General features: G+C 41.2%; 11 protein-coding genes and 1 riboswitch. Of the genes, 6 read left to right on the plus strand and 5 right to left on the minus strand.

Annotated elements, in window-relative coordinates; all coding sequences use genetic code 11:
- The first annotated feature begins 81 nt into the window (after positions 1–81).
- Positions 82–296: riboswitch (cobalamin riboswitch) on the plus strand.
- A 35-nt stretch (positions 297–331) separates the two neighbouring features.
- The 3 genes from ACINWC323_RS09435 to ACINWC323_RS09425 all read left to right on the plus strand — a co-directional run bounded on the left by ACINWC323_RS09435 (position 332) and on the right by ACINWC323_RS09425 (position 3,635).
- Positions 332–2,206, plus strand: coding sequence for a TonB-dependent receptor plug domain-containing protein (locus ACINWC323_RS09435; RefSeq protein ID WP_009512095.1), 1,875 nt, complete (start codon positions 332–334; stop codon positions 2,204–2,206).
- A gap of 103 nt (positions 2,207–2,309) precedes the next feature.
- Positions 2,310–2,897, plus strand: a complete 588-nt coding sequence (locus tag ACINWC323_RS09430; protein ID WP_009512102.1) for a cob(I)yrinic acid a,c-diamide adenosyltransferase — start codon at positions 2,310–2,312, stop codon at positions 2,895–2,897.
- A 21-nt stretch (positions 2,898–2,918) separates the two neighbouring features.
- Positions 2,919–3,635: a glycerophosphodiester phosphodiesterase gene (locus tag ACINWC323_RS09425; RefSeq protein ID WP_009512123.1), complete on the plus strand. Its 717-nt coding sequence runs from the start codon at positions 2,919–2,921 to the stop codon at positions 3,633–3,635.
- 30 nt (positions 3,636–3,665) lie between these two features.
- Here ACINWC323_RS09425 and ACINWC323_RS09420 read toward each other — a convergent pair whose 3' ends face one another.
- Positions 3,666–4,193 (minus strand): META domain-containing protein, encoded by a 528-nt coding sequence (locus ACINWC323_RS09420; protein WP_009512101.1) that lies wholly within the window; start codon positions 4,191–4,193, stop codon positions 3,666–3,668.
- A gap of 211 nt (positions 4,194–4,404) precedes the next feature.
- On the opposite strand from ACINWC323_RS09420, the gene ACINWC323_RS09415 reads away from it, so the two are divergent.
- The 3 genes from ACINWC323_RS09415 (at position 4,405) to ACINWC323_RS09405 (ending at position 7,808) form a co-directional block, all read left to right on the plus strand.
- Positions 4,405–5,574: an acyl-CoA desaturase gene (locus tag ACINWC323_RS09415; protein ID WP_005226882.1), complete on the plus strand. Its 1,170-nt coding sequence runs from the start codon at positions 4,405–4,407 to the stop codon at positions 5,572–5,574.
- A gap of 135 nt (positions 5,575–5,709) precedes the next feature.
- Complete coding sequence (locus ACINWC323_RS09410; RefSeq protein WP_009512165.1) at positions 5,710–7,152, plus strand: protein adenylyltransferase SelO; 1,443 nt, start codon at positions 5,710–5,712, stop codon at positions 7,150–7,152.
- A 74-nt stretch (positions 7,153–7,226) separates the two neighbouring features.
- Positions 7,227–7,808 (plus strand): L,D-transpeptidase family protein, encoded by a 582-nt coding sequence (locus tag ACINWC323_RS09405; protein ID WP_009512128.1) that lies wholly within the window; start codon positions 7,227–7,229, stop codon positions 7,806–7,808.
- Between the two features lie 514 nt (positions 7,809–8,322).
- Here ACINWC323_RS09405 and ACINWC323_RS20270 read toward each other — a convergent pair.
- The 4 genes from ACINWC323_RS20270 to baeS form a co-directional block, all read right to left on the minus strand.
- The gene (locus ACINWC323_RS20270; protein ID WP_009512104.1) at positions 8,323–9,396 is read right to left on the minus strand and encodes a hypothetical protein; all 1,074 of its coding nucleotides are present in this window, start codon (positions 9,394–9,396) and stop codon (positions 8,323–8,325) included.
- Positions 9,397–9,433: 37 nt separating this feature from the next.
- Positions 9,434–10,789, minus strand: coding sequence for a hypothetical protein (locus ACINWC323_RS09400; protein ID WP_009512146.1), 1,356 nt, complete (start codon positions 10,787–10,789; stop codon positions 9,434–9,436).
- Positions 10,790–10,952: 163 nt separating this feature from the next.
- The gene (locus ACINWC323_RS09395) at positions 10,953–11,639 is read right to left on the minus strand and encodes a response regulator (RefSeq protein ID WP_004652437.1); all 687 of its coding nucleotides are present in this window, start codon (positions 11,637–11,639) and stop codon (positions 10,953–10,955) included.
- Between the two features lie 45 nt (positions 11,640–11,684).
- Complete coding sequence (gene baeS / locus ACINWC323_RS09390; protein WP_009512103.1) at positions 11,685–13,355, minus strand: sensor histidine kinase efflux regulator BaeS; 1,671 nt, start codon at positions 13,353–13,355, stop codon at positions 11,685–11,687.
- Positions 13,356–13,359: the final 4 nt, after the last annotated feature.

The raw sequence follows: 13,359 nt of genomic DNA on the forward strand, positions 1-13,359 counted from the left end.
GCATTGTAATGCAATTTGACTCACTTTGTGCAAAGTTCATTCTGAAATGCAATTGTTTAAGAAACGTTAACACTTTATACTTTGCGTAATCTTGCAACAAGTCTAAAGCAATTTCTTTTGCTTATAGGGAAGTTGGTGAAATTCCAACACTGCCCTCGCAACGGTAACACTGAATTACTCATCCCAGCTCAACGCCAAATCACTGCATCGGAACGATGTGGGAAGATGATGAGTACAATCATTGATTTGATGATTTATAGTGAAGTCCGGAGACCTGCTTGTTGTGTATTTCCACTTTATCATTCACGACGGGTGAATGTCTGGAGCACGCATGTCTACTGTTTTTCAACCGACTCGTTTAGTTGGGGCTATCGCTATTGCGATGGGGTTTTCTTCACCTGCTTTTGCTCAAGATCAAGCCAGCGATAAAACTGCGACGCTAGATACAATTGTCGTGACAGCATCTCGTTCTGAAGAAAAATTAAAGAATGTTCCTGCACGTCTTACAGTAATTAATCAAAAGACCATTGAACAAAATCCTGCACTCAACTTATCAGATTTAATTCAGCGTGATCCTTCTGTTTTTGTCAAACAAAGTGGAGGAATAGGTCAGATCACGGAAATTTCAATTCGTGGAACTCGACCAAATCACACTCTTATCTTAAAAGACGGAGCCCGTCTAAACAGCCAAAACCACCTTGCTGCAATTTATCCATCATTTCTTGATTCATCCGATCTTGAACAGATAGAAATTCTTAAAGGTCCAGCTTCTGTACAATATGGAACAGATGCAATTGGTGGAGTGGTTCAAATGATAACCTCAACTCCAACAAAAAATAGCGGTTTTATTACAGGTATCTATGGGGAAAAAAATACCTATAAAGCTATTGCTGGGGCTGATCTCATTCAAGATGGTTTTTATGCACAAATTAGAGGACAGCGCCTAGAAAGTGATGGAACACGAGTACTAGATAATCAAAGTAAAGATCAAAAAGCTGCTTACGATCAGAAAGGTTACAGTGCGAAAGTAGGTTACGACAATAAAAAGAACATTAAAACTGACCTGTCAATCAGTCAAAATGAGGGGCTAAGTCAATTCTACAATTACATGACCAGCAAAAATAATGCAGAACGTATATTTGAGAATCGCCTAATTAATTCAAGCATTCAATATGGTGTTACTGAGAACCTTACCTTATCTGCACGTTATTCAAACTTTATTGATAACCAACAAGTAAAAGATAATGATCCAGACCACTTTGATACAGAAAACAATGAAGGTGATCTGAACTTAAACTGGAATGTAGACTCTAAGAATAATCTACTCGCAGGTGTAACTTATCTAAAATCAGATTTTAAAAGTAATGATGTAAAAAATAAAAAGCAAAGTATCGACTCTACAGGTTATTATGTTCAACATCAGTATAAGACAGATAAGCTAAATACTCAGCTTGGTATTCGTACTGAGGATAATGAACAATTTGGTACACATACCGTTGGTCAGGGCGCTGTTCGTTATCAAGTATTATCTGAAACAAGTATTTATGCCAATATTGGATCAGCTTTTAAAGCACCATCCCTAACAGAACTCTACTACTTTTCCGAAGGTCCATACGGAAATACCTATGGTAATCCTGATCTAAAACCAGAAGAAAGTATTTCCTATGAAGTAGGTGTAGATCAAAGAATTGGGCAAAACCTAAATGCCTTTTTATCTGCTTACCATACTGAAATAAAAAATTTAATCAGCTATAAATACTCAAGCCCGAACTCAACGTATATCAACATAGATAAAGCTGAAATCAATGGTGGTGAGCTAGGTCTTAAATGGAAAAAAGATGACTTATTCCTAAACACAGAATACGCCTATGTTGATTCAAAAAACAAAAAGACTGACTTGAGAATTGCATATAAGCCTAAACAGACTCTCACTTTAACTGCTGGACTTGAAAATCAAATCTATGGCATAAGTGCTTCTGTTATCGCACGTTCAGACATTTATGCGGATACTGCCAATAAAGTTAAAGCCCCTGGTTACGCCACCGTTGATTTAAACATGTACTGGAATATCAATCCTAATATTAAAGTGTTTAGCAACATTGAAAATATGGGTGATGTAGAATATAGAACCGCTGATAACTTTGGCAATGGTTGGTATGTAAATGGTGGACGTCAAGCCTCTGCGGGTGTCACATTCCGTTATTAATCGTGCGCTAAAATAATAAAAACATTTTCTTAACTCCAGTTTCGGGGTAATGTTCTGACCGACATTATCCCCTTTTTATTTTCAGGATCAGAGAAACAGAACTATGGGACATCGTTTAAGTAAAATCTATACACGTACAGGCGACTCAGGCACCACAGGTCTGGGAGATGGTTCACGTGTTGCCAAAGATGATTTACGCATCGCAGCTTTGGGGGATGTCGATGAACTCAATGCAACCATTGGTGTACTGCGCGCACAAATCAGTGCCAGCCAAATTGAAACTAAAGCGCATTGGGATAAAAGCTTAAGCCTGATCCAACACTGGTTGTTCGATCTAGGTGGCGAAGTCTGTATTCCAAACTATCACCTGCTTCAACCAGTATGCATCGACTTTCTGGAAAAAGAAATCGACCACATGAATGAGTCTTTACCGATGTTAAAAGACTTCATTTTACCATCGGGCACTTTGGCATGTAGCTATGCCCATCAAGCCCGTGCAGTGTGCCGTCGTGCAGAACGTGCGTTATTGTCGGTACATCATCGCGACCAGAATATTCAGGCGACTGCGCTACAATTATTGAATCGCTTATCCGACTGGTTATTCGTTGCCTCACGTGCTTTACAACGTGCCGAAAGTGGTAGTGAAGTGCTATGGCAAAAGAATATTAACGACAGTATCGATCAAGCATAACTTTTCAATAGGCAGAGACAAATGCGAATTATTGGTCATCGTGGTGCGCGTGGTGAAGCCCCTGAAAATACCTTAGGCGGTTTTCGTTATCTGCATGATTTAGGCGTACGTGGTGTTGAATTTGATGTCCGCCAACTGAAAGATGATCAACTGGTCGTCATCCATGATGATGACTTTGTACGCACTGCGGGTCGTTCCCAGCAAGTTGAAAGCTGTAATTTATTCGAAGCGCAGCAATTCGATCATCGCCATCAATGGCAGGCATGGGCATTTGAAGAATATACCCCAAGCCTTCCCCATGTTCTTGAGTGTCTCACTGACTTTGAACATATCGAAGTTGAAATTAAAGCCGTTGCAGATGATGCAGCAGCTGAACGCTTGGTCTATCAATTACATCAAGATTTAAAAGGTTTTGAGCAAAGCGCAATCATTACCAGTTTTGATGTCAAAATTTTAGCTGCTTTACAACGCCATCAAAGTCATTTTAAGCGTGGATTACTGGTTGAAATTCCGATTGGAGAATATGCAATTGAACTGGCGCAGCAATATGGCTGCTGTCAGATTGGCTGGGGAGATGCCTTGGCGACAGATGAAATCATTCAACGGACCCAACAGGCTAATCTTGCAATTAGTGTCTGGACAGTGAATGAGGTTGAACGTGCCAAGCACCTACAACAGTTAGGTATTCAAGGTTTAATTACCGATGTCCCAAGTACCATGTTGCAACATTTTAAATAACAAAAGGCGGAATAAATTCCGCCTTTTGTTTTATTTCTTACGCTGGGCCTGAATCAAACGTTGCCCTTTTGCATCTAACAAATATAGGTTTGCACCATCCAGCTGGAAACGTTCAACCCGTTGAATCGCATCCATCAAATCTGCCTCTTGCGCCAAAGCGCGGTTACAGCTTTGATGCTGTGCCATCACATCAAAATCCAGTTTACGCTGGCTGAAATCATATTTATAACGACCATAAATATTGTTGCAGCCGGTATGCCCGAAGACCATCTTGGAAACCGAGTTAAGCTGAAAACCGGGATACTGGTTAAAGAACAACGCGCGCTTGCCTTGGATGGTGGTAATTTGCCAATCCACATCTTGCACACCATCAGTACTTTTACGGACTTGCATGGCAGGTGGCTGTGTCACCCGTTTTGGCTGCAAGCTATGTTTTTGCGCGGGCTGCGGTTGGCTTTGACAGGCTGCAAGCATGACAGCAGCAGAGAAGATTAAAGTTTTGTTAAAAAATGCCTTCAAAGAAAAAATGGGATTTTTCATGGTAATTTGCTCAGACATTGATTTATTTCACCTTTTAATTCATTGACCATATTTACAAATGAATTCTGTTACTGTTCTTCCGATACAACTGTACAATAATACTAGTGCTAATCGATTTGGGCATGCTAATATCAGTGATAAAATAGCAATATATCGTCATGATTGGTTTTGCTATCTCGTTTAGTTTTATTATCTTGTACAAACAAGGTTATTAGGAGCGCTGACGGATATGACTTCCGCCCCACTCAAAAAGGCACCCATTAACTGGACTGCTAGCATTACCTTAATTGGCACACCAATTCTTGCCGCTATTTTAATCCCTTTATACGCTTATTATTATGATTTTAGTGTAAGTGCTTGGGTGAGCATGATCTTCCTTTTGGCACTGAGTAGCCTGGGCATTACGGCCGGTTATCATCGTCTTTGGGCGCATCGTGCTTATGAAGCGGCATTACCGCTGAAAATTTTATTGATGATTGGCGGTACCTTTGCTGTGCAGAACAGTATTTTGTTCTGGGCTTCAGGTCACCGTACCCATCACCGCCATGTCGATGATGTCGATCAAGACCCGTATTCAATTAAACGTGGTTTCTGGTACGCACACTTGGGCTGGATGATTCGCGATCACTCGCCATCTGAACCTGATTTTAAAAATGCCCCTGATTTGCTCAATGACAAACTGGTGATGTTCCAGCATAAATATTATGTGCCAATGGTCATCGCTGTTCATGTCGGTGTACTGGGCTTAATCGGATGGGCGACTGGCGACATCTGGGGCGTGATTTTACTGGGTGGTTTATTACGTTTGATCATCAGCCACCATGTGACCTTCTTCATCAATTCGCTTTGCCACATGTGGGGCAAACGTCCTTATACCGATGAAAATACCGCACGTGACAACTTTGTCTTAGCTATTTTCACTTGGGGTGAGGGTTATCATAACTATCATCACATCTTCCAGTACGACTACCGTAATGGCGTGAAATGGTGGCAATATGACCCAACCAAATGGTTAATCTGGACCAGCTCAAAGCTCGGTTTAGCGAAAAATTTACGTCGTATTCCAAGCTTTAATATCAAAAAAGCTGAACTTGCGATGAAGTTTAAATATGCGGAACGCGATCTTGCGATCTATGGGCATGATGTCAATACCGACATCGTGCAAATGAAGCAACGTATTGCTCAGGAATATGAAGCATTTACCCATACCTTAAATGATTGGGCCAAGCTGAAAGAACAAGAGCTTCAAGCGAAAAAAGCAGCCATGGCTGAAAAAATCCATCAAATGGATCATAAGCTGAAAGTTGATTTCCAGTTACTTGAACATCGTTTAAGTCATCACCGTGAATGTTTGGAAACCTTGATGCGTAACATCAAAAAAGCGCCTGTTTCTGAATAACAGCTTAGCAATTAAAAATGGTCTCAAATTGAGGCCATTTTTTATATCTGCTGTTTCATCCCTCTGTTCTACGCTTCCCCATTGCATCGGTTAATTTGTTATAGTCATAGATCAGTCTTTCAAGATGATTCGCTTATGCAATTTAACCCTCGCTATGATTCTTTAAATCCGAAGCTTTATCATCAGCAACAACCTAGTCCGTTGCGTGGTGCCAAAGCAGGCCATTTCAATGAAGCCTTGGCAGATGAATTGCAATGGAGCGAAGAAGATAAAGCCAACTGGGTGGAAATCTGTAGCGGTCAAAAAACCTTTGCCGAATTCCCTCCTCTCGCCATGGTCTATGCAGGGCATCAATTTGGACAATGGGCAGGACAACTCGGTGATGGTCGAGGTTTGCTGATCGGACAAATCCTGAATAAACACGGCGAAACCATTGATCTACATCTCAAAGGTGCAGGTTCCACCCCCTACTCGCGTATGGGCGATGGCCGTGCTGTGCTGCGTTCGGTGATTCGTGAATATCTCGCTGGACATGCCTTAAATGCTTTGGGTGTTGCATCAAGTCATGCAGTCGGTTTTACCAGTTCAACCCAAGGCGTACAACGCGAAACCCTAGAGCTAGGGGCAATGTTATTGCGCACCTCCGAATGCCATATTCGCTTGGGTCATTTTGAATGGATTAATCAATATGCGCCTGAACTGTTAGCTGAGTTCACGCAAAAATGTATCAAATGGCATTATCCAGATTGTCTGAAAGCAGAACATCCAATTCTGGCCTTTGCTGAAGCCGTGATTGAACGAACTGCGATCATGATTGCCAAATGGCAACTGGTCGGTTTTGCACATGGGGTCATGAATACCGACAATCTCAATATTACCGGTTCAACCCTAGACTTTGGCCCTTACGGTTTTATGGAACGTTTCCGTCCAAACTGGATTAACAACCACTCCGATTATCAGGGCCGTTATACTTATCAGAACCAACCCAGCATCGGGCACTGGAATCTGTGGACATGGCTAAACAACCTGATTCCTTTGGCATCAGCCGAAGATAAAGAACAGTTCAAACTGGATCTGGCAAGCTGCCTGGAAAAATTTGAACCCACCTTTTTGCAGCATTATGGTCAGGGACTCTGTCAAAAAATGGGACTGCCGCATTTCCACAAAGACAGTCTGGATTGCAGCTTTGCCTTCTTGAGAATTTTGCAAACCGAGCAACTGGATTACACCCAAAGCTTTATTCGTTTGCAACAGCAAGATTATAAAGCTTTAAGAGATGACTGTATTCATGTCCAGCAGTTCGATGATTTCCTGACGCATTACCAGAATATCCGTCAACATCAGGACACAGATGAATTAGACCAGCAGATGCAACAGGCCAATCCGCAGTATATCCTGCGCAATCATATGGCCCAGAAAGCCATTGAGCAGGCTGAACGTGGTGATTTTAGCGAGGTTGACCGTCTATTTAAGCTGCTGAATCAGCCCTATCAAAAACAGCCTGATCTGGAAACAGAAGCAGATACAGCTCCTTTACCAAGTGATGTACCAGAAGTGATCGTGAGTTGTTCATCTTAATTTTGAGTCGTTATGATTCGCTTGGGTCGCGATTGCGGCTCAAGTGAACTATTTATTTGAAAAAGAAGAACATCATGAAAACTGGATTGATTGTTGGATCTGTGGTTTTAATCATTATATTGGCACTGGCTTTTTATCAGTATGGCAAGTTCATCCCCACATTTGCAGCACCCCATACGCCACTTTCAGCCGAACAAATACAGCAACTTAAACAGAATAAACCCGTGACCTCAATTGAAGTCTTTAAGCGTCAACGTATTCTGCAATTAAAACATCAACAGGAAGTCATTCGCAGCTATCCGATGCGCTTAGGCTTTGATCCGATAGGACATAAACAGTTTGAAGGTGATGGCAAAACGCCTGAGGGAACTTATTCAATTGATTGGCGCAATCCACAGAGTGCGTACTATAAGTCTTTGCACATCTCATACCCCAATGCTGATGATCTAAGTTATGCCAAACAGCACAACCGTTCAGCCGGGGGAGATGTGATGATTCACGGGACAGTGCCGTCACGTGCTACCTCATTTCCTGCCAGTGCACGCTACATGCCGCGCAAAGACTGGACCTTAGGCTGTATTGCGGTGACCAACTCGGATATAGACGAAATATGGCAACTGGTTACTGATCATACACCCATTATCATCCACCCCTAATGCGGACAACGCTCAAACGAGCTTGCGGATAAAGGCGATGATCAAACCGAGCAAGGCTTATTCAGGGGATAAGTTTTTAAGCTAGAATCAATCTCGTTTCAGCAACCTAGCTCATCACAAGTAATTGTAAAGTAATGTAATCTTAGTTTGCGCAGAATTCAGTGATGTTCCATTTAAAACCAGAAAAGCAGATAATTTCTACAAAACCTCTAAGAAACTATCCACATTTTCTGTGGATAACGCTGTGGTTATCCACAGGATAAAACTTTTTGCCGCGCTCTACCCTTTACCCTTATCAAAACTCATCTCATATCAGCCCCTCTATCTGACGGAAAAGAGATGAATTCATCTATAGAAACTGTTCCAGATTTTCTTGGTTATGAGCCGCGTTGAAGCGGCGCAAGAGCGACTATAGCAGTGCAAGGCGTTGTAGCAGCGCAAGGGGTAGTCACAGGATAATAGGTTTAGCATTCATTCTTATTGCCCAAAATTTTTATTCCCCCATTAAAGTCCATCACCAACGATGCTGTGCAAATAATTGTGCCCCCATTCGCTTAGCTTGATTAGTATTCAGATCATCCGTGATATATTTCAAACCAAAGTTATGATGTTGAATAGATAGCCCCACTGCATGAGTTTGAGGTTCATAGTGAACCCCCCATTTTAAAACTGCGTCCCAATATGCATTCATCTGCCAAAGACTCATATACTCATTGCTTATCGAACTAAGCCCAACACTCCATGGTTGATTAGACTGATATATCATGTCTGTATAGACTTTATAAGGTAATCTTTGCGTGTATTGCTTATAGGTATTAAACTTTCCCTGAATATCGAATCTAGGACGCATATCCTGATCATAGTTTATTTTATAACGCGTATAAGGTGCATCCTGCCAATACAAATAAGCTAAGGCATCTTGAATATTAATATGAACTTTAAAGTTATTCGCAATTGTCCCTGCTATTGAAGCATCTAAAGCGAAGCCATAGCCTTTATTTGCTTGCTCTTTCCACCCCATTTTATCTTCTTTTAATGCAGGCTGATCATAACTATAGTCAATTTGACCATTCAGCCATTTAACTCGATCCATGAGTTGCGCTTGATCTGTTGTTTGAGCCAAAGCATTGACTTGACCATCAACATAATGACGTCCAATTAACGCTGTTGCACCTGTTGTCAAACTCCAATTTGGAGCAACTTGCCAAGTATAAGCAAATCTAGACCCAACTGTATCAACATGCTGCGCCTCAAGCTGTAAATCATATTGGGTATTACCATCAATCAATTTTTCATTTTTTATTTGATAATAAAGTTTGGCAGTATCTTTACTGAATCTTAATACATAATCATAACGCCAAATCCAACTAAAATCCCACGCGTCTTTTCTTACCCCTAATTGCATTAATCCATGGGCAAAAGCATTCTTTCCAGATTTAAAATTTGGATCACTCCAATCATCTGTAAATGATTTAATCGATAAAGGTTCACTATAAACATCAGCACGTACTTGATAGTACAACTGCTCTTGAGCATGACAATAGCTCGCTATCAATAAAATAGAGAGCACGAAACTTTTTCTTAGCATATAAAAAGGGGTAGCATGTACCCCTCTCCTTTCATGATTATGGCGCAATGGCTTTGGTGGTGTTATCAATAAAGGTGGCCGAATAAACGCTTCTTGAAACCTTATTGATTGTTCCATACTTGATATTGCCAACTTTAATATCAGCTGAAGTAAACTGATCTACATTTGCAATATCTACAAATGCACCATTTGCATGAGATACTTTTGCAGAAACAGCTGGTTTTTCAGCAACTAAATTTTCTGTTTTGACATCCACATTTAAAGCATTTTGATCAACTGAGATTTTAATATTTGCAGTCCCTTTTTGATAATCACTGCGTTTAGCAGATAAATCAATATTAAATGGCTTGATTGCATTCGCAGCACCTTTAACATTGCCTGATAGTTTTACTACTAGGTCTGCATTAATAAATGATGTAGCAGATTCACCATTTGTGATATCAATTGTCTTGGTTAAATCGTTATTTAGTTTGATACTTGCATCTAAATTTAGACTCTCCGAACCACTAATCGCTTTACCTTTCAAAGTAAGTTCAGTTGGAATGATCTCTGTCCCCAAATTATTACCGTTTTTGAATTGAACTTTTCTAGCTTTGCTTGCCAGCTCGGTTAATTCAATTTCAGCATCTGTTGTTTTCAATACAACATTTGAGAACTTAAGTTCCGCAGTCTCAGGACGCGAATCCCCACGATTCTCTAATAATGCAGCAGTACTATAAATAGCTTGTGCTGTACTATCACTCTTAAACTCTAAAGAAGCATCTTTTTTATTTGCATCATTCTTGGTTAGGATTTTCCCACCTGCAACGATTTTAAAATTATATTTATCCGTTACAGCGGTATAAGGCGCTTCTAGCTTAACAGCATTAACCGTCACTTGAGCACCTTCACCAAAAATATCTTTCAATGTATTGGTTTTAAAATCCCAAATCGTATTTGTCCAATATTCTGCTTTTGCACTGCCTGAAACTGTCACGGATGATGCATTTACTGTCACAGCAAAGGTACTATCCGTTAATTGATAGTCAATATAATCATCATTATCAAGCAAGGTTTGCAATTGTGCTGCATTATAGGTCTTATTTGATCCTTGGGCATCATTATAGGCTAATGTAGCAAGTGTGAGCACCAACCCTGCTGCATTGTCAATATCCTTCCCGGCATCGTTAACAGCATCAAAGGTTGGTTGATATTGGGATTGTAAACTATCAAAACTATCAAAATAAGCCACAATACTATTGGTTGTATCAATCAGCTGTTTTGCTTTATCTAAATCTGAAACAGGCGCGACTGAATTACCATTATCGGTGTTATTTGATGAGCTACCACCACCTCCTCCACAAGCAACTAAAACTGTAGAACAAGCGAAAGCTAAAAATGTCTTTTTAAACATTGGAGACCCCTTTTATAATAAACTTATTATCTAAATTGTTTTAAATTTAGGATTTCAAAAAACCATATATAGGCTTTGCGAGGAATAATAACTATTTATATTTATAATGACAATTTTTTATTCAAAAAAAAAAGCCCTCTATAAATAAAGGGCTTTTAATATTTTACTCATCTGGATATTCAAAACGATAACCGACACCATACACCGCTTGAATCCATTCATGACGATTGCCTGTATCCGCTGCTTCTGAAATCTTACGACGCAGGTTTTTAATATGGCTGTCAATCACACGGTCTGCCACATCAAAGCTATCCGGATTGATATGATCGAGCAACTGTGCACGTGAATAGACCTGTCCAAGATGTTCTAAAAACAGCTCCAGTAAACGGAATTCTGTTGGGGTCAAGGTCAATGCTTTTTGCTGATACCAGATGCGTTGCTGCGCTTTATCAATACGGAATAGATCATTTTGTTCAGGTTCCGCTTTACGCTCTAAACGGCGCAAAACAGCCTGAACACGGGCAACCAGTTCTTTGGGACTGAAAGGCTTACAGATATAGTCGTCTGCACCCATATTGAGACCCAAAACACGGTCAATTTCTTCAGTCCGTGCCGTCACCATAATGATCGGCAAATCAGACTGCTCACGTACTTTACGGCAGATGGTTAAACCGTCCATACGCGGCACCATCAAATCCAGAATCATCAAGCTTGGTTTACGTTGCTGGAACTGGGTGTATGCATCTTGACCATCATGGAACATACTGACTTCAAAACCAGCAGCTTCTAAATAATCACGAACCAACTGTGCCAGTTCAACCTCATCTTCAACCAACATGATATGTTTCATGGTCTTCATCCTATCCATCATCCTCAACCAAAGAGGATCTAAAAGTTACGTATTTTGTTTCGGGAAAGTCAGTACACAACGTAATCCACCTAATGGTGAATGATCGAAAGTCAGTGAACCACCTAAAGCTTGTGCCAGTTTACATGATAAAGCCAAACCTAGCCCTGTGCCGCCGGTACTGCGTGTACGTGAATCGTCGACACGGTAGAAACGTTCACCCAGACGGGCCAGTTGCTCATCATTCATCCCCAATGGACTGTCATCTACATACAATATCCATTGTTGCTCATCTTGTTGAGTGTGAATCTGTATTTTTCCACCTTGTTCAGTATAGCGAACACAGTTCCCCAGCAAATTGACAATAATCTGTTTAAAACGATCACGATCTAACGAGAGTAAAGCGCCCTCTCCCGACAAGGTAACGTCCAGCTGATTTTGCTCAAAGGTTGATCTGAAGTTTTCGACTTCTTGCAGCACCACATCCCACGGATTGACTTCGGCAAAATAGCATTTCAACTGTTGCGCATCGGCCTGAGCCAGATCCGCCAGATCTTGGGTTAATTTCTTCAAACTGCTGACCTGACGCATCATGGCAGCAAGATGTTCAGGCGTGGCTTTACGAATCCCGTCCTGCATCGCTTCGATTTGTGCCTGCAACACGGCCAATGGCGTTTTCAGCTCATGCGAGGTATCGGATACCCATTGACGGCGTGACTCTTCATGATGGTGCAAGATGTCTGCCAGATGATTGATCTGATTGGACAAGTCACCTAATTCATCATTACGTCTGATCTTCACCTGATGCTGATAGTTACCACGCGTCAATTCTAAAGTGGCTTTTAACAGGCGCTGAATCGGCTTTTTAAAATAGGTCGCCATCAGCAGTGCCGCAATCAGGCTAGACAATACCGTTAATGCATAGACCAAAAGCAGATAGCGTTTTTGATTACTAAAGAAGTTAATACTGGACGCATCATCCTGATCCAGCACTGGTTTTAGGCCCAGATAACCCACCACTCGTTCATCTACAATAATCGGACGAAACGAGATTTGATCGGTAGCCGGCTCACCGACAATAAACTGCTGATTTTCATCATATAAAGATAGGCGTGAACTCAAGCCTAAACGGTCAGGAATCGAGACAAAACGCTTTTTACCATGCTCGGCAGGCGTACTTAATTTATGCTCCTGTTTGTCATCTTTATCATCTTTCTTTAGACGGAACTGGCTTGGGCTGAGTGGAAAACGCAGCCCCTCAAAAGGCTGATATTCGGAAGGTAAATTTTGTTTGAGGATTTTGAGTTCTTCATCATTAAAGATCTGACGATTTCTCATCTCAACATTATTTTGCGCCAGCGTCGGAGACAGACTCAATAAAGTATGATCATTGAAATAACGTTGCTGCAAGGCAATATCATACTGGCGACGTAACCACCATTGAGACAGCCGGTCGTAGTCGTCTGGCGCTGCAGTTCCCTCGATTTGCAAGATCTGCGCCTGAATGGCATTGCCCCAGTCATGATAAACCGTATAAACATTGCCTAGGTTAGCAATCAGCCGATCCAATTTCTGCATCTCGACATCGGCTACATAGCGGGCAAAGTTCTTTTGCATGGTCCAATGTAAAACGCCCAGACTGATGGTCGCGATCAGCAAGGTAGTCAGTAATACCGTTAAAAACAGGCGTAAGGCTAAAGGGACACGACGAACATTCAAACGC

It is taken from the genome of Acinetobacter sp. WC-323 (assembly GCF_000314615.1).
Lineage (GTDB): Bacteria > Pseudomonadota > Gammaproteobacteria > Pseudomonadales > Moraxellaceae > Acinetobacter > Acinetobacter courvalinii.

Coding starts and splice junctions, on each gene's coding strand:
- ACINWC323_RS09435 (WP_009512095.1), top strand. CDS start 332: ATGTCTACTGTTTTTCAACCGACTCGTTTAGTTGGGGCTATCGCTATT.
- ACINWC323_RS09430 (WP_009512102.1), top strand. CDS start 2,310: ATGGGACATCGTTTAAGTAAAATCTATACACGTACAGGCGACTCAGGC.
- ACINWC323_RS09425 (WP_009512123.1), top strand. CDS start 2,919: ATGCGAATTATTGGTCATCGTGGTGCGCGTGGTGAAGCCCCTGAAAAT.
- ACINWC323_RS09420 (WP_009512101.1), bottom strand. CDS start 4,193: ATGTCTGAGCAAATTACCATGAAAAATCCCATTTTTTCTTTGAAGGCA.
- ACINWC323_RS09415 (WP_005226882.1), top strand. CDS start 4,405: ATGACTTCCGCCCCACTCAAAAAGGCACCCATTAACTGGACTGCTAGC.
- ACINWC323_RS09410 (WP_009512165.1), top strand. CDS start 5,710: ATGCAATTTAACCCTCGCTATGATTCTTTAAATCCGAAGCTTTATCAT.
- ACINWC323_RS09405 (WP_009512128.1), top strand. CDS start 7,227: ATGAAAACTGGATTGATTGTTGGATCTGTGGTTTTAATCATTATATTG.
- ACINWC323_RS20270 (WP_009512104.1), bottom strand. CDS start 9,396: ATGCTAAGAAAAAGTTTCGTGCTCTCTATTTTATTGATAGCGAGCTAT.
- ACINWC323_RS09400 (WP_009512146.1), bottom strand. CDS start 10,789: ATGTTTAAAAAGACATTTTTAGCTTTCGCTTGTTCTACAGTTTTAGTT.
- ACINWC323_RS09395 (WP_004652437.1), bottom strand. CDS start 11,639: ATGAAACATATCATGTTGGTTGAAGATGAGGTTGAACTGGCACAGTTG.